The 15,344-nt window shown below is 73.7% G+C and carries 15 protein-coding genes and 3 tRNA genes; 9 read left to right on the plus strand and 9 right to left on the minus strand.

Annotated features, from left to right (window positions below; genetic code table 11):
* Positions 1–90: 90 nt before the first annotated feature.
* Positions 91–513, plus strand: a complete 423-nt coding sequence (locus LH044_RS20345; RefSeq protein WP_227757470.1) for a DUF5684 domain-containing protein — start codon at positions 91–93, stop codon at positions 511–513.
* 82 nt (positions 514–595) lie between these two features.
* Here the strand turns inward: LH044_RS20345 and LH044_RS20350 are convergent.
* Both LH044_RS20350 and LH044_RS20355 read right to left on the minus strand, forming a co-directional pair.
* A tRNA-Lys gene (locus LH044_RS20350) sits at positions 596–668 on the minus strand.
* Between the two features lie 85 nt (positions 669–753).
* Positions 754–828 (minus strand) — tRNA-His (locus LH044_RS20355).
* Between the two features lie 80 nt (positions 829–908).
* On the opposite strand from LH044_RS20355, the gene LH044_RS20360 reads away from it, so the two are divergent.
* Positions 909–982, plus strand: a tRNA-Arg gene (locus LH044_RS20360).
* A gap of 32 nt (positions 983–1,014) precedes the next feature.
* Here LH044_RS20360 and LH044_RS20365 read toward each other — a convergent pair.
* On the minus strand, positions 1,015–2,568 hold the full coding sequence (locus LH044_RS20365; protein ID WP_227757471.1) for an MFS transporter: 1,554 nt from the start codon (positions 2,566–2,568) through the stop codon (positions 1,015–1,017).
* A 45-nt stretch (positions 2,569–2,613) separates the two neighbouring features.
* Here LH044_RS20365 and LH044_RS20370 point away from each other — a divergent pair, with 45 nt between their 5' ends.
* From LH044_RS20370 to msrB, 4 genes are all read left to right on the plus strand, one after another.
* Positions 2,614–3,231: a TetR/AcrR family transcriptional regulator gene (locus LH044_RS20370; RefSeq protein WP_227757472.1), complete on the plus strand. Its 618-nt coding sequence runs from the start codon at positions 2,614–2,616 to the stop codon at positions 3,229–3,231.
* A 76-nt stretch (positions 3,232–3,307) separates the two neighbouring features.
* Complete coding sequence (locus tag LH044_RS20375; RefSeq protein ID WP_227757473.1) at positions 3,308–4,087, plus strand: YaaA family protein; 780 nt, start codon at positions 3,308–3,310, stop codon at positions 4,085–4,087.
* Positions 4,088–4,396: 309 nt separating this feature from the next.
* Positions 4,397–5,623 (plus strand): site-2 protease family protein, encoded by a 1,227-nt coding sequence (locus LH044_RS20380; protein ID WP_227757474.1) that lies wholly within the window; start codon positions 4,397–4,399, stop codon positions 5,621–5,623.
* Entirely contained in the window at positions 5,620–6,039 is a 420-nt protein-coding gene (gene msrB / locus LH044_RS20385; RefSeq protein ID WP_227757475.1) for a peptide-methionine (R)-S-oxide reductase MsrB, read from the plus strand. The genes LH044_RS20380 and msrB overlap by 4 nt, the downstream gene beginning before the upstream one ends.
* Before the next feature lie 57 nt (positions 6,040–6,096).
* On the opposite strand, the gene LH044_RS20390 is transcribed toward msrB, so the two are convergent.
* The 4 genes from LH044_RS20390 to LH044_RS20405 are packed head-to-tail and all read right to left on the minus strand — an operon-like array spanning position 6,097 to position 9,629.
* The gene (locus tag LH044_RS20390; RefSeq protein ID WP_227757476.1) at positions 6,097–6,894 is read right to left on the minus strand and encodes an SDR family NAD(P)-dependent oxidoreductase; all 798 of its coding nucleotides are present in this window, start codon (positions 6,892–6,894) and stop codon (positions 6,097–6,099) included.
* Positions 6,849–7,754: an MBL fold metallo-hydrolase gene (locus LH044_RS20395; RefSeq protein ID WP_227757477.1), complete on the minus strand. Its 906-nt coding sequence runs from the start codon at positions 7,752–7,754 to the stop codon at positions 6,849–6,851. The genes LH044_RS20390 and LH044_RS20395 overlap by 46 nt, the downstream gene beginning before the upstream one ends.
* The gene (locus LH044_RS20400; RefSeq protein ID WP_227757478.1) at positions 7,751–8,746 is read right to left on the minus strand and encodes a cyclic nucleotide-binding domain-containing protein; all 996 of its coding nucleotides are present in this window, start codon (positions 8,744–8,746) and stop codon (positions 7,751–7,753) included. The genes LH044_RS20395 and LH044_RS20400 overlap by 4 nt, the downstream gene beginning before the upstream one ends.
* 55 nt (positions 8,747–8,801) lie before the next feature.
* Positions 8,802–9,629: a hypothetical protein gene (locus LH044_RS20405; protein WP_227757479.1), complete on the minus strand. Its 828-nt coding sequence runs from the start codon at positions 9,627–9,629 to the stop codon at positions 8,802–8,804.
* A gap of 186 nt (positions 9,630–9,815) precedes the next feature.
* On the opposite strand from LH044_RS20405, the gene LH044_RS20410 reads away from it, so the two are divergent.
* The 3 genes from LH044_RS20410 (at position 9,816) to LH044_RS20420 (ending at position 14,085) form a co-directional block, all read left to right on the plus strand.
* Positions 9,816–11,213 (plus strand): adenylate/guanylate cyclase domain-containing protein, encoded by a 1,398-nt coding sequence (locus LH044_RS20410; RefSeq protein WP_227757480.1) that lies wholly within the window; start codon positions 9,816–9,818, stop codon positions 11,211–11,213.
* The gene (locus LH044_RS20415) at positions 11,213–11,962 is read left to right on the plus strand and encodes an ABC transporter ATP-binding protein (protein WP_227757481.1); all 750 of its coding nucleotides are present in this window, start codon (positions 11,213–11,215) and stop codon (positions 11,960–11,962) included. The genes LH044_RS20410 and LH044_RS20415 overlap by 1 nt, the downstream gene beginning before the upstream one ends.
* Before the next feature lie 104 nt (positions 11,963–12,066).
* The gene (locus LH044_RS20420; protein WP_227757482.1) at positions 12,067–14,085 is read left to right on the plus strand and encodes a sensor histidine kinase; all 2,019 of its coding nucleotides are present in this window, start codon (positions 12,067–12,069) and stop codon (positions 14,083–14,085) included.
* 51 nt (positions 14,086–14,136) lie between these two features.
* Here LH044_RS20420 and LH044_RS20425 read toward each other — a convergent pair whose 3' ends face one another.
* Together LH044_RS20425 and LH044_RS20430 are read right to left on the minus strand one after the other, a co-directional pair.
* Positions 14,137–14,559, minus strand: a complete 423-nt coding sequence (locus LH044_RS20425; RefSeq protein ID WP_227757483.1) for a response regulator — start codon at positions 14,557–14,559, stop codon at positions 14,137–14,139.
* A gap of 97 nt (positions 14,560–14,656) precedes the next feature.
* A complete protein-coding gene (locus tag LH044_RS20430; protein ID WP_227757484.1) occupies positions 14,657–15,325 on the minus strand; it encodes a response regulator transcription factor in 669 nt (222 codons plus the stop codon).
* Positions 15,326–15,344: the final 19 nt, after the last annotated feature.

Genomic DNA, 15,344 nt, shown 5'->3' on the forward strand with positions numbered 1-15,344 from the left:
GAGCATCGCGCCGCTTTTCGTGGTCGCGCCCCTACGCTCGGTGTTCCGAGAGCGGACCCGCACCGCGCAGGGTCCGGGAGGAGGATCCCCATGCTCGCGACCCTTGCCCAGTACTCCACCGACGACAGCGCTTCAGGCGGTTCGATCGCGATCTTCGTGATCCTCTACCTGGCGCTGCTGGTGCTGTTCCTGGTCGGCTACTGGAAGGTCTTCACCAAGCTGGGCCTGCCCGGCTGGATGGGGATCATCCCGTTCGTCAACGTGTACATGATCTTCAAGGCCCGCGGCCAGCGCGAGCCGGTCGTGTGGCTGATCCTGTTCCTGATCCCCTGCATCAACATCGTCGCGGCGTGGTTCCTGGCGAACGACACGGCGGAGCTGTTCGACAAGGAGCTGGGCTGGAAGATCTTCCTGTTCCTGATCCCGGGCATCTCGCACCTGGTGCTCGGCTTCGGCAGCGCCCAGGCCGATCGGGCCGCCATGGCCCCGGGCGTGGGCCTCAACGCCGCCTGACCGAGGCGGTGACGTCCGCGGGAGAGGCCGCGGGAGCAACGACGAAGGGGCCCGGAACGATCGTTCCGGGCCCCTTCTGCAGTACGCCCCCCGGGACTCGAACCCGGAACCAGCGGATTAAGAGTCCGATGCTCTGCCAATTGAGCTAGAGGCGCACGTGGCTCCGCCGGGCGGACCCGGCGGAGTTGGATTGTAGCGACCCGACCTCGACGGCCCGAACCGTCGACGCCTGCCGCTTCGGGTGACCGAGGGGACTTGAACCCCCGACCTCCAGGGCCACAACCTGGCGCTCTAACCGGGCTGAGCTACGGCCACCAAGGCAAGGCGGACGATCATATACGGTGCCGCCGGGGAGGCTGCAGTCCGGTATCGCCGGGCCCTGCTCCGTCCCGCTCGCCCCCGTAGCTCAGCTGGATAGAGCAAGTCACTTCTAATGACAAGGTCGCAGGTTCGAGTCCTGCCGGGGGTGCTCAGCGCAGCGTCGGGGTGCGCCGGCGCGGGCTACTGGACCGCGTAGGTCTCGGCGATCGCCTCGGACTCCTGCTCCACGCGACGCAGGTCGTCGTCGACGTCGTCGGGGGAGCCGAGCCTCGGGATCAGCAGCGACACGACGGTGCCGACGGCGACGACGACCGTGCCGAAGACGAGCGCCGGGCGGGCCCCGGCGGCGGCCACCGTGGCCGGATCGCTCGATGTGGCGCGCTGGGTGAAGGTCGTCAGCAGCGTGCTGATGACCGCGATGCCGAGCGACGACCCGATCATGCGGACCGTCGTGTTGGCGCCGCTCGCCGCACCCGAGCGCTCGGGCGAGATGCCCGACAGCACGACGTTGGTGAGCTGCGACGCCGCGAACCCGACGCCGATGCCGAACAGCGCCAGTCCCGGGAGCAGGTGCAGGAAGGAGGCCGACGGGTCGACCGCCCAGGCGACGACGCCGAGCCCGGTCGCCTCGAGCAGGAGCCCGCTGCGGACGACGAAGGTCGTGTCGATCCGGCGCGTGAGCCTCGCCCCCACCTGGGAGCCGACGATGATGAACAGGCCGGAGGGGACGAGCCACAGGCCGGTCTCGACGGCGCTGAGCCGGAGCCCCTCCTGCAGGAAGACCGAGAGCACGAACAGGAACGAGATCTGGCCCATCGCCATGAGGACCAGGGTCGAGAGCCCGTAGCGGAAGGTCAGGATGCGGAGCTGGCTGAACTCGAACAGCGGGTCGCGGTCCCGTCGCTCCTTCCAGCGCTCCAGCGCCACGAACCCGACCAGCAGCGCGACCGCCACCACCGCCGTCACGACGACGATCGACACGGGCGCGCCGGCCGGCCACAGGACCGTCCCACCGACGACGAGGTCCTGGGTGGGCCGGAACCAGCCGTACTCGGCGCCCTCGCTGATGCTGAAGACCAGCAGCAGCATCCCCGTCGCGATCAGGAGCGAGCCGGGCACGTCGATGCGCTCGCGCCGGCCGCTCGTCGCCACCTTCCGCATGAACAGCAGCGCGCCGACGATGGCGAACGGCACCACGATCACGTTGATGCGGAACGCCCATCGCCAGGAGTAGTTCGTCGTCAGGAAGCCGCCGAGCAGCGGCCCGAACGCCGCGGCCGCGCCCATCGTGCCGCCCCACGCCCCGAAGGCCATGCCCCGCTCCCGCCCGGTGAAGGTCGTCGACAGGATGCCCATCGTCGCCGGCAGCATCAGCGACGCGCCCATGCCCTCGATCACGGCCTCGCCGAGGACGAGCTCGGGCACGCCGCTCGAGATCGACGCGATGAACGAGCCGATGCCGAACAGCGCGGCGCCGATCACGAACATGCGGCGCGGTCCGAAGATGTCCGAGAGGCGACCGCCGATGATCAGCAGCGCGGCGAACGTCAGCGTGTAGCCGGTGATGACCCACTGCAGGGCCGTGAGCGTGGTGTCGAACTCCTCGAGGATCGTCGGGATCGCGACGTTGAGGACCGTGGCGTCGAGCGCGGCGATCAGGACCGACGTGAGGACGATCCCGAGCGTCGCCCAGCGGCGGGGGTCGGCGTTCGGGGCGGCGTCCTCGGTTATCATCCAGACGGATGATAACCCGCCGATGCCGTCGAGGTCGGGCCGGACGTGGCCGGACGTGAGCGCAACCCCGAGCGCAGCCGGGAGCGGATCCTCGACGCCGCGCTGAGCGAGTTCTCCGAGCACGGCTACGCCGGCGCCCGCGTCGACGCGATCGCCCGGCGGGCGGGGCTCAACAAGCAGCTGATCTCGCACCACTTCGGGGGCAAGCTCGGCCTCTACCGGTCCGTGATGGCCGAGCGCCGCATGCGCGGCGGCGGCGAGCTGGTCGGGTCGGCGGAGGACGTGCCCCACGCCCTCGCCGCGTTCTTCGACCGGGCCGGCGCGGATCCCGAGTGGATCCGGGTGCTGCTGTGGGAGACCCTCGAACGGCCCGACGAGGACGACGGCACCGGTCCCGACCGGGACCGCCGGCGGCAGCGGTACGGGGAGCGCATCGACTGGGTGCGCCACGAGCAGGAGGCCGGGCGGCTGCCCGCCGACCTCGACCCCACGCTGCTGCTCATGTCGCTGCTCGGCGCCGCCCTGTACCCGGTGCTGCTCCCCGAGGTCTGCGAGATCGCCACCGGTCTCCGACCCGAGGACGAGGCGTTCGCGTCGCGCTACCGCGACCACCTCCGCTCGCTCGCCGGCCACCTGGCCGCAGCGCCGGCGGCCGACGGCTGACCGGTCGACCACCGGCGGCCCGACCGGCGCGACCGGGGGCGGGCACGGCCCGGCGGTCGCGCGAGCATCTGCCCCCGTGCCGAGCTCGTCCCTGATCCTCATCCCGCCGTCCGAGGGCAAGGCGCCCGGTGGCGGCGGTCCGCCGTGGACCCCGGGGACGATGGCCGTCGACCTCGACCACCGGCGGGAGCGGGTGATGGCGGCGCTGCGCTCGGCGATGCGGCGCAACGCCGCGGAGCGGGGGCGCCTGCTGGGCGTGAAGGGAGAGGCGCTGGCGGCGGCGACCGAGGCCAACCGGTCGATCGCGACCTCACCGACCATGCCGGCCGCCGAGCGCTTCACCGGCGTGCTCTACGACGCCCTGTCGCTGTCGACCCTGGCCGCCGACGCCCGTGCCCGCGCCGACGGCTCGCTGCTCGTCCTGTCGGGCGTGTTCGGCCTGGTCGCGCCGTCGGACCCGATCCCGGACCACAAGCTCAAGATGAGCGTGTCGATCGGTCGTCTCGGGAAGCTCTCGACGTGGTGGCGCGACGCGGTGAGCGCCGAGCTCGCGGAGCGGGCGGCGGGCCGCACCGTCTGGAACCTCCTGCCCAACGAGCACGCCGCCGCTGTCGCGCTGGCGGGCGTGGCGCAGACCACGGTCACGTTCCTCGAGCCCGGGCGCGACGGCCAGCTCGTCGCCGTGGCCCACTGGAACAAGCTGCTCAAGGGCTCGCTCGTCCGGCACCTCCTGGAGCAGCCCGGCACGGCGCCCGACGACCTCGCCGACTGGGACCACCCCGAGGGCTTCCGGCTCGATCCGCGCCGGACGGTCGTCGACGGGTCGACGACGACGTTGTCGCTGGTGCGCCGGTAGGGACGGTCGCCGCGGCGCGGGCCGCTACCCCACGCCGACGGCGCTGCCGCGGCGCCCGGGAAGGTTCGCCCACTGTGATCAGCTTCACCTCCGGATGAACCTGCGTCGGCGAACGCGCCGCGCTAGACATGAGGTCACAACGACCCCCGGCCGTAGGGTTCTTCCCTTCCCTCCTACTCTCCGGCCGGGGGTCTGTTGCTGTCCGGGAACAGGTCGAGCGCCGGTCCGCTCCCGCCCGGAGACCTCTCAGCCGCAACCCGCCACCGCCGCAGCACGGGGGTAGGTTGCGTCGCAACAGGGAGGAGCGCAGTGCGCACTTCAGGACTTCGACTCGGACGCATCCTCGGCATCGAGGTGGCCGCGGACCTCGGCGTGCTGCTGTTCGGTGGCCTGCTGACCTGGATCCTCGCCACGTCGATCCTCCCTGCGAGCGAGCCCGGTCGCACCGGCACGGCGTACTGGTCCGTCGCCGCCCTCGGCACCCTGCTGTTCATCGGCTCGCTCCTCGCCCACGAGCTCGGCCACTCGGTGGTCGCCCGCCGCAACGACATCGAGGTGGCGGGCATCACGCTGTGGATGTTCGGCGGCGTGGCGGAGCTGCGGTCCGAGGCCAGGACCGCCGGCGCCGAGCTGCGGATCGCGCTCGCCGGCCCGGCCATGAGCCTGCTGGTCGGTGCCGTCTCGATCGGCGCCGCCCTCGGCCTGTCGCAGGTCGGCGCCCCCGACCTCTACGTCGCCGCCCTCGCCTGGCTCGGCGTCGTCAACGTCTTCCTCGCGGTGTTCAACCTGCTGCCGGGCTCGCCGCTCGACGGCGGACGGGTGCTGGCCGCGGTGATCTGGATGGTCCGCGGCGACCGCCTCCAGGCCAAGGTCTGGGCCGCCCGGACCGGCCGCGTGGTCGCCCTGCTCATCATCGCCGCCGGGTTCGCCGAGGTGTTCGTCCTGCAGAGCGGCACCGGCCTCTGGACCGTGTTCATCGGCTGGTTCCTGCTGAGCGCCGCCCGGGTCGAGGAGGCCCACTACGTCGGCGAGGCCGCGCTCGGCACGATGCCGGTCTCGGCAGCGATGCTCCAGGACCCCGCCTCGGTCCGGACGTGGGCCACCGTCGACGACGCCGTCCGCGGCCCCCTCGCCAGCAGCTCGCAGAGCGCGGTGCCGGTGCTCGACTGGAACGAGAAGGTCGTCGGCGTGATCACGATGTCGCAGGTGCGGCGCCTCCCGGCCGACCGCTGGGCCGCCACGACCGTCGGCGACGTGATGCTGCCGGCCGCGCAGCTGCCCACGGCCATGCCGACCGAGCGCCTGACGTCGGTGCTCGAGCGGCTCCGCGCCACCTCCGGCGGGTTCGCCCTCGTGCTCGACCGGGGCCGCCTGGTCGGCCTGCTCACGCCCGACGGCATCAGCCGGGCGATCTCGTTCGGCCAGATGGCCCGCCGCGGCGGGGTCCCCACGCCCGTCACGAGCGGGCCCCAGCCGCCGCCCGCCCCGATCCACGTCCCCACCCAGCGGTGGGAGCCCCCGAGGAGCCAGCCATGACGACCGATCCCACCTCCGGCACCGGCGCACCGGCCGACGTCGACCTCGATGGCCTCAAGCAGCGGCTCGACTCGCTGCAGTGGCACGTCACCCAGGAGGCGGGCACCGAGCGCGCCTTCACCGGCGTGTACTGGGACTGCCACGACGACGGCACCTACCACTGCATCGTCTGCGACGTCCCGCTGTTCCGGAGCGACACCAAGTACGAGTCGGGCTCCGGGTGGCCGAGCTTCTACGAGCCGGTCAGCCCCGACGCCGTCGAGGAGATCACCGATCGCTCCCACGGCATGGTGCGCACCGAGGTCCGCTGCGCCAACTGCGGCGCCCACCTGGGGCACGTCTTCACCGACGGGCCCCGGCCGACGGGCCTTCGCTACTGCATGAACAGCGCGGCCCTGAACCTCGAAGCGGACTGAACCTCGAAGCGGACCGGGCTCGCGGGCGCTGCGGTCCCGGGCTCCGCGGGCGCGGGCTCAGCGGTCGCCGGCGACCCGCCGCCACAGCGGGCGGGGGAGCGCGCGGACCACGCCGAACAGCGGTCCGAGCACGCGGGGGACCGACGCGACGTCGCGCCGCGGGTCCTGCAGGGCCGCGACGGTCGCGCGGGCCACGGTCGCCGGGTCGGTGCTGAACGGCGCAGGATCGAGGCCGTCGGTCATCCGGGACCGGACGAAACCGGGCCGCACGACCAGGCACCGCACCCCGGTGCCGACCAGCGCGTCGGACAAGCCCTGCGCGAACACGTCGAGGCCCGCCTTCGTCGAGCCGTAGACGTAGTTGGAGCGGCGGGCCCGCAGCCCGGCGACCGACGACAGCACGACGATCGTCCCGTGGCCCTGCTCGACGAGGAACTGGCCGGCGGCGGCCAGGGCCGCGGCCGGCCCGGCGAAGTTCGTGCGGACCATGTGGTCGACGTCGACCGGCCCCATCGTCCGGCCGGCGTGGTGGCCGAGCAACCCCACGGCGCAGACGACGAGGTCGACCTGCCCGAGCGACCCGGCGGCGCGCTCGACCAGGGCGCGGTGGCCCTCGACCTCGAGCGCGTCCCAGGCCATCGACTCGGTGGTGAGCGCGGGCGCCGCGTCCGCCACGGCCCGCGCCGCGGCCTCGGGGTCGCGGGCCGCGAGGACGGCGGCGCGGAGCCCGTGCCGAGCGAGCTCGGCGAGCACGGCCACGGCGATGTCGCTCGTGGCCCCGAGCACCAGGGCGGTGCGGGGGTGCTCGTTCAGCGAGCCGTGGGGCTCGTTCGGGTCGGGAGCGAGGTCGGCCACGACCCGACGGTAGCCGGGGCGGTCTCGATCACCATCCCCCCGCGGGCCGCCACGACGTCGAGGTCGGCCCCGGCGAGGGCGGCGGCATCGCGCTCGATCCGCTCGACCTCCTCGTCGGTCCGGGTCGGCCCGTGGTGGAACAGGACCAGCCGCTGCACCCCGGCGGCGCGGGCCAGCTCGATCGCCTGGTCCACCGTCGAGTGGCCGTAGCGCTGCGCCACCTCCGCCTCCGCCGAGGTGAACTGCGCGTCGTGCAGCAGCACGTCGCTGCCCTGGAGCCGGGCCACGAGCGTCGGGTCGGGACCGTCGGCGCGCGGGAGGTGGTCGGGGACGTACGCCACCGACCCGGCGCCCGGCTCCGCGATCCGGTAGCCGAAGGTGCGGCCGCCCTTGTGCGGGACCTCGAAGGCGTCGACGTCGAGGCCCTCGACGCGGTGGTGACCCGGTCCGATCCCGTGCCAGCGCCACGCGCCGAGGAGCCCGTCGGGGCCGATCGGGAAGTGCGGCGGCGACATCGCGCGCGCCATGACGTCGCGGGCGCACTCGCCCGTGCCGTCGTCGGGCGCCGGGAGGAGCACGTCGACCCGGGCATCGGCCCGGTCGCCCGCCGGCCAGAACGGCAGGCCGTGCGTGTGGTCCCAGTGCAGGTGCGTGAGCAGCACGGACCCACGGAACGGCGCGCCGCCCAGGAGCTGGCCCAGGCGTTGGAGGCCCGTACCGGCGTCGAGCACGACGGTCGGCGGTGCCGCGCCGTCGGTGCCCGCGCTGACGGCCACACACGAGGTGTGGCCGCCGACGCCGGTGAACTCGGGACCGGGCGCCGGGGTCGAGCCCCGGACGCCGAGCAGGTGGATCCTCAAGCGTCCTCCCGCCGGTGGCCAGCGGCGACCGCGGCCAGCGTCGAGCGGTCCAGGCGGTCCTCGGTCGTCACGGCCACCCTGATCCGGGTCCGGGCGTGCAGGGTGGAGGTCCGGCGGCCGTCCTCGAGCGAGGCGCGCTCGCCGACGATGGCGCCCGGGCCGACCTCGGCGATCGCCTCGCCGTCGACCTCGACGGCCAGCACGCCGTCGAGCAGGAGGTACACCTCGCCGTTGGCGCCGGCGCCCTGGCGGGTCAGGGTGGAGCCCGCCTCGATCGTCCGGACCTCGGGGCGGCCCCCGCCCATGATGTGCGAGGAGAGCTGGCGCTCCAGCGCCGTCTCCACCGCCGTCACCATCGCGGGCGTGTCACGGTCGCCCCACGGCGTGTGCGTGCCGAACGAGTGGCGGAACCACTCGTCGAAGTCGGCCAGCCCCGCCTTGGCGAAGAGCTCCATCTGGTCGTCGTAGACCCAGTGCCGGGGGAAGGTGCTGGCGCCGATGAGGTTGCGCTCGACCCGCCCGTCGGCGTGGATGACCAGCTCCAGGGTCGTCCACACCGTCGGGGCCTCCCACTTCACGAACGGCGGGTGCGCCACCCGGCGGGGGCCGGGCAGGGCGGTGTGGCCGCCGGTCGTCTGCGTGAACCGCACGCTCGTGCCGCCGAGCTCCGGCTCGTTGCGGAGGTCGGGGAACGACACCGCTGCGAACGTGGCCGACCGCTTCCCGATGCGCACCGTGGTGGCGCCCATCAACCCGCCGCCGTCGTGGCCGGCGGCCACGATCCGACCGTCGACGACCTCCGCCCACGCCGACAGCCGGTTGCCGAACCGGAAGGCGTCGGCCTCCCGGAGGGCGTCGAGGTCGTCGACGTGGTCGGGGAGCGGGTCGTCGTAGTGGGTCACGCCGGAGGCGAACACCGCCTTGTTGATCGGGCCGGACACCGCCTCGGTGGGGATCCAGCTGAGCGAGGTGACGGACGATTCGATGCGCATCGGGGGCCTCCTGGGACTGCTGCGGGCGTGCGGGTGGTGGGTGGGGCGGACGGGCTCAGCCGACGGTGAACTCGCCGACCATCCCCTGCATGGCGTGGGGCATGCCCTCGGGCTCGGCGCCGGAGGTCATCATCTGCTCCATCGCCGCAGGGGTCATGCCGGTGGGGATGAAGCAGACGGCGATGTACCGGCCGTCGGTCGTGTCGAGCAGCGCGCCGCCCGAGCCGCCCGGCATGGCGAAGCCGCTGCTGAGGAACTCGACCTTCTCGCCGGCCTGCTCCTCGGGGAGCTGGATCAGCTCCTCGGCGCTCTCCGTGACGCCGTCCTTGGCCTTGGCGAACGCGATCTCGTGGACCTCGTTGCCGTGGTTGGTGAGGCGGACGATCGTCCGGCCGGGCTTCGCCGTCTCGGGCAGGCCCTCGAAGGCGTACTCGTGGGCCTCCACGTCGATGACCTGGTAGTCGCAGTTGTCGGCCATCCAGTCGACGAGGTCGGCGAACGACGAGAGGAACTCGTCCGACGGCGGGCCGGGGTTGGTGAACATGGCCTCGGTCGCGTCGACGACGGCGGTGGCGGTGGCCTCGGCCTCGGCCGGGGCGGCCTCCTCGAGGGCGGTCAGCTCGGTCTTCGCCTTCTCGACGGCGGCCTCGTCGGGGCCCTGCTCACCGGCGCTGCTGTTCGCCGCGTTCACGGCGGCGTCGGTGGTGAAGGCCTGCTCGCAGAAGCCCTCGACCGACGCCGTGGCCGCCGTGGCCTCGGTCGTGGTGGTCGAATCGGCCTTCTCGTCGTCGCCGCAGGCCGCCAGGGGCAGCAGTGCGACGGTCGCGCCGAGCACGGCGGCCACCGTGCGGGTGCGGGATCGGCGAGGGGTGCGTGCGCTCATCTGGGTGTGTCTCCATCCGTCGTGGCCGCCTCGGTGCGGCCCTCGTGTTCGATGTGTCGAACGTACGGGCGAGCACCGCTGCGGCGACACGGTGGAGGCGGGTGTCCTCGGGGGGTGCCAGCACCCCCGGCACGCTTCGTGGTGGACACCTTCCTGCGGACCGCCCGGATCGGCTGAGATGTCAGGGTGGACCTGACCGAGACGGCCGATCACCCCGCCGCCGGCGCCGCCGACCCGGGCGACGCCGCCACCCGCGAGCGCGCCATCACCGTCCTGCTCGCGGACGACAACCTGATCGTGCGCGAGGGCGTTCGGGCGCTGCTCGGGCTCGAGGACGACATCGAGGTGGTCGGGGTCGCCGCCGACCTCGACGAGCTGGTGGCCACCGCCGACGAGCTGGTGCCCCAGGTCGTGGTGACCGACATCCGGATGCCGCCGAACTTCCAGGACGAGGGCATCGAGGGCGCCAAGGAGGTGCGCAAGCGCCACCCCGGCACCGGCATCGTGGTGCTGTCGCAGTACGACGAGCCCGAGTACGCGATCTCGCTGCTCGCCCAGGGCGCCGCGAGCTCGGCCTACCTGCTCAAGGACCGCATCGGCGACGGCAACCAGCTGGCCCGGGCGATCCGGGAGGTCGCGACCGGCGGCTCGATGCTCGACCCGCAGATCGTGCAGGCGCTGGTGGCGCCGGTGACCGACGAGGCCGCCCTGACGCCCGCCGAGGAGGCGCTGCTGCAGCAGGTCGCCGAGGGGCGTCCGGTCAAGGCGATCGCCGCTGCGACCTCGACCACCCCCGAGGCGGTGAACGACGCCGTCGAGGACCTCTTCCTCAAGCTGGCCCGCGGCGCGAGCGCCGGCCGTGTCGGCGCGCTGCGCCGGCTCCGGCTCCTCCAGAAGGCGATCATCGACCGCGAGGAGCAGGGCGAGACGCTCAGCCGGATGCTGCCGGGCGGCCTGGCCGACAAGCTGCGCGAGGACGTCGGGGCCGCCGAGCGGACCGAGCGCCTGGACGTGACCGTCCTGATGTCGGACGTCCGCGGCTACTCCGCCATCGCCGAGCGGACGGACCCGACCGTGCTCGCCGGGCAGCTCGACGAACACCGGGCGGCCATGAACGACGCGATCCTCGCCCAGAGCGGGACCGTGATGCAGTACGTCGGCGACGCGGTGATGGCCGTGTTCGGCGCCCCGTTCCCCGTCGACGACCACGCCGGGGCCGCCGTGCGGGCCGCCGTCGCGATGCACGAGCGCCAGCAGGCGATCGACGAGCGCTGGTCCGGCGAGGGTCGAGCGCCGTTCGGGCTCGGGATCGGGCTGTCGACCGGCGAGGTCGCCGCTGCGATGCTGGGCAGCGAGGAGCGCTACGAGTACACCCTCGTCGGCGACACGGTGAACCTGGCGCAGCGGCTCCAGGACCTCGCCCGGCCCGCCGGGACGACGGTGCTGAGCGACGCGACCCGGGTCGCCGTCGCGGGTGACTGGACCACGGAGGAGCTCCCGGTCCAGCGGGTCAAGGGACGGGACGCACCGGTGCGGTGCCACCGTCTCGTCGGGGCGGTGGACCGGATCACGGAGGTGCGGTGATGAGCGAGACGTTGGTGGAGGGTGCGGAGGACGACGGCGTCGCCCGCCCGGGGTCGACCGGGCCGGCGGTGCTGACCGTGCGCGGCGTGCGCCGGACCTTCGAGGCCGAGCTCGCGCCCGTCCGGGCCCTGCGCGGCGTCGACGTCCAGGTGGCCGCCGGCGAGTTCGTCGGGGTGATGGGGCCCTCGGGCTGCGGCAAGTCCACGCTGCTCAACCTCGTCGCGGGGCTCGACATCGCGGACGAGGGCACGATCCTGATCGGCGACGAGGAGATCACCGGCCGGGACGAGGACTGGCTCGCCCGCATGCGTCGCCGCCACATCGGGATCGTCTTCCAGTTCTTCAACCTGCTCGAGGGCATGACGGCGCTCGAGAACGTCGTGCTGCCCGCGGTCATCTCCGGTCGCATGAAGCGGCGGGCGGCCGAGAGCCGGGCCCGTGACCTCCTCGACCTGCTCGGGCTCGGCGACAAGACCGGCGAGGTGCCGGCGGTCCTCTCGGGCGGTCAGCGGCAGCGACTCGCGATCGCACGGGCGCTCGCCAACGAGCCGACGCTGCTGCTCGCCGACGAGCCGACCGGCGCCCTCGACAGCGACGGCGGGCGCGAGGTGCTCGAGCTCTTCCGGCGCCTCCACGACGAGGGCCAGACGATCATCATGGTGACGCACTCCGCCGACGTCGCCAGCGGCTCGGACCGCGTCCTGCACATGCGCGACGGCCGCATCGAGCGCGAGGAGGTGCCGTCCTGACCACCTCCGCCGTCACCGAGCGCTCGCCGCACCCGAGCCGCGCTGCGACGGTCGAGGCCGCGCCCGCGACGTCGACGTCGCCGGCCCGGGTCGCGGCCACGGCGGTGCTGGCGGTCGTCGCCGTGGCGCTGGCCGTGGTCGCCGCGACCCGGCTCGACGTCGAGGGCCGCGTCGCCGCCGGCGTCATCGGCGCCTGGGCCGCGCTCGGCCTCTGGACGGCGCTGCGCCGGCCGGCGGAGCCGGTCGGGCTCCTGGCCGTCGCAGCCTCGATGGTGGGGGCGGCCACGCTGCTCGCCCTCTCCGACGACGGATCCGACGTGGCCGAGGTCGTCGTGGCGCTCAGCCAGGCGATCGGACCCGCACTGCTGTTCCAGCTCGCGTCCTCGCTGCCGACGGGCCGGCTCGCCCGGCGGCCGCGCCACCGCACCGCCGTGATCGTGGCCTGGGCCTCCGCCGCCGTCGTGGCCGTGGTCGGCGTGGCGGCGCGCCCCGATCCGCCCGTCGCCCTGATCGTCGCGTGGCTCGCGGTGCTCGGCGTCGCTGCGCTCGTCCTCTTCGTGACGACCTGCCGCCGGGCGGGGCCGCGTGACCGGGCGCGCCTGCAGTGGGACGGCTGGGGCGTGCTCGTGGCCGCCACCGTCGCGCTGGCGGCGTGGGCGCTCGACGCCCTCACCGGGTGGCCCGCGACGCCGTCGCTGGTGGCGGCCGTCGCCACCGTGGCGGTGCCCGTCGGGTTCCTGGCCGCGACGTCCGAGCCGGCCCTGGCACGGGTGGACCGGGTGCTCGTCCACACCATCGTGACCATCGGGCTCGTGGCGCTCGTGGTGTGCGTCTACGTCGTGGTCGTCCTGGGCCTCCAGGGCACGCCGAGCGACGAGGCCCGGTCGGTCCTCGGGCTGTCGCTCGTCGCCGCTGCGATCGCGGCGGCGCTGAGCTTCCCGGCGCGCCGTCGCCTCGAGGAGTTCGCCAACCAGCGCGTCTACGGCGAGCGCAGCGCGCCCGACGAGGCGCTGCGCACATTCGCCACCCGCATGTCGCGCTCCGTGCCGATGGACGAGCTCCTGCGCCAGCTGGCCGAATCGCTGCGGAAGTCGATGGGCGTGGCCCGCGCCGAGGTCTGGACCGGTACGAGCGGCCACCTCGAACGACAGGTCTCGGTGCCCGATGCGGGTGCGGCCGAGGTGACGCTCGAGGGCGAGGAGCTCGCGGTCGCCAGCCGCACCCACGTCGCGGGCAACGGCTGGTTGGCCGTGTGGATCCCGGCACTGCTGGCCGGGCGCGGCGACCGGGTGCTGCGCGTGGCCCCGGTGGCGCACCTCGGCGAGCTGCTGGGCCTGCTCGTCGTGGAGCGGACCCAGGAGGACACGGCCTTCGACGAGGAGGACGACCGGGTGCTCGCGGACCTGGCCCGCCAGGTGGGCCTGGCGCTGCACAACGTCCGCCTGGACTCGGCGCTGCAGGACAGCCTCGAGCAGCTCCAGCTGCGCAACGAGCAGCTGGTCGCCTCGCGCGCCCGCATCGTGTCGGCCGCCGACGAGTCCCGGCGGGCGATCGAGCGCAACCTCCACGACGGCGCCCAGCAGCACCTGGTCGCGATGGCGGTGAAGGTCGGCCTCGTCCGCCAGGTCATGGCGAAGGACCCGGACGCCGCCTCGGCGATGCTCGAGGAGCTGCGCGAGGACGTGCAGGTCACCGTCGGGGAGCTGCGGGAGCTGGCCCACGGCATCTACCCGCCGCTGCTCCGCGACCGGGGCCTGCCCGAGGCGCTCCGCACCGCCGCCAACCGGGCCGCGCTCCCGACCGACGTGGTCGTCGCCGAGGACCTCGGCCGGTTCCCGACCGACCTCGAGGCCGCCGTCTACTTCTGCTGCCTCGAGGCCATGCAGAACGCCGGCAAGCACGCCGGCGAGGGCGCCGAGGTCACCGTGACGATCGTCCGCGCCGACCACGAGCTGCGCTTCGCCGTGGCCGACGACGGCGTGGGCTTCGTCGTCGGCGACCGCCCCGAGGGCCACGGCTTCGTGAACATGGAGGACCGGCTCGGCGCCATGGGCGGCCGCCTCGAGGTCGAGTCGGCCCCCGGCCGGGGCACGACGGTCCGCGGCACGATCCCGATCGACTGACCGCCGCCCCCCGACCCGTCGGCTGGGACCGGACGGGTCCCGTCCGGTCCGTCAGGAGGGGGCGTGCTCGTCCCAGACCTCGCGGAGCACGTCGGGGGACAGGTCCTCCTTGTGCACGTACCGGCGGGCCCCGCAGCTGCCGGCGTCGGCCGGCAGGTCCTCGGCCGTGTAGGTCGACATCAGCACCACCACCGTGTCGGGCGCGGCCTCGACGATCCGGCGGGTGGCCTCGATCCCGTTGATGCCCGGGAGGTTGATGTCCATGAGCACGAGGTCCGGTCGGGCGTCGGCCGCTCGGCCGACGGCGTCCTCGCCGGACTCGGCCTCGGCCACGACGGCGAACCCGTCGGCCAGCAGGACCACCGTGCGGGCGGTCGAGCGGAAGGTCGCCTGGTCGTCGACGATCATCACGCCGACGTCGGTCGTCGGGGCGGGCTCAACGTCGATGTCGCGGTCCTCCTGCGTGCACGTCACGACAGTAGGTTCGCGTCGTCACGGCCGGGTGCACATGGTGCAACCCGGTGGCGTGCCGGGGGTGCTGGCACCCCGCCCGATCCGGGTGGGCCGGCGATCAGCCGCCCTGGTCCGCCAGGTACAGCAGGACGGCCTTCACACGGCGGTGCACGTCGGGCTCCGCGCCGAGCCCGAGCTTGGCGAACAGCGAGTTGATGTGCTTCTCGACCGCCCGTTCCGACAGCACGAGGGCCTCGGCCACCGCGGCGTTGTTCTTGCCCTGGGCGATCTCGGCGAGCACCTCGGTCTCGCGGGGCGTGAGGTCCCGCAGCGGCGACGCGGCCGAGCGGCTGCGGCCCGCGACCAGCGAGTCGACGACCTGCGGGTCGACCACCGAGCCGCCGTTCGCGACCTGGCGGATCGCGGCCATCAGGTGGTCCGGCTCCGAGATCCGCTCCTTGAGCAGGTAGGCCCGGCCGCGCGACCCCTGGTCGAGCAGGTCGACCGCGTACGCCGGCTCCACGTACTGCGAGAGCACGACCACGCCGGTTTCGGGCGCCGTCTCCCGGAGGGCGGTGGCGAACCGGATGCCCTCGTCGGTGCCGGTCGGCGGCATCCGGATGTCGGTGAGGACGACGTCGGGTCGGTGCTCCTCGACCGCCGCGTTGAGCTGGTCGAGGTCCTCGCACAGGGCGGCGACCTCGATGTCGTCCTGTGCGGCCAGCACCGCGGCGAGGCCCTCACGGACCAGCATCGAGTCCTCCGCCACCACGACCCGGATCGCCATGGCGGGCGAGGATACTCGG

It is taken from the genome of Dermatobacter hominis (assembly GCF_020715685.1).
GTDB classification, from domain to species: domain Bacteria; phylum Actinomycetota; class Acidimicrobiia; order Acidimicrobiales; family Microtrichaceae; genus Dermatobacter; species Dermatobacter hominis.

Bases quoted from the DNA above. Each gene is read 5' to 3' on its own strand.
- LH044_RS20430 (WP_227757484.1), bottom strand. From the start codon at position 15,325: ATGGCGATCCGGGTCGTGGTGGCGGAGGACTCGATGCTGGTCCGTGAG.
- LH044_RS20400 (WP_227757478.1), bottom strand. From the start codon at position 8,746: ATGCGCATCGAATCGTCCGTCACCTCGCTCAGCTGGATCCCCACCGAG.
- LH044_RS20415 (WP_227757481.1), top strand. From the start codon at position 11,213: ATGAGCGAGACGTTGGTGGAGGGTGCGGAGGACGACGGCGTCGCCCGC.
- LH044_RS20365 (WP_227757471.1), bottom strand. From the start codon at position 2,568: ATGATAACCGAGGACGCCGCCCCGAACGCCGACCCCCGCCGCTGGGCG.
- LH044_RS20345 (WP_227757470.1), top strand. From the start codon at position 91: ATGCTCGCGACCCTTGCCCAGTACTCCACCGACGACAGCGCTTCAGGC.
- msrB (WP_227757475.1), top strand. From the start codon at position 5,620: ATGACGACCGATCCCACCTCCGGCACCGGCGCACCGGCCGACGTCGAC.
- LH044_RS20405 (WP_227757479.1), bottom strand. From the start codon at position 9,629: ATGAGCGCACGCACCCCTCGCCGATCCCGCACCCGCACGGTGGCCGCC.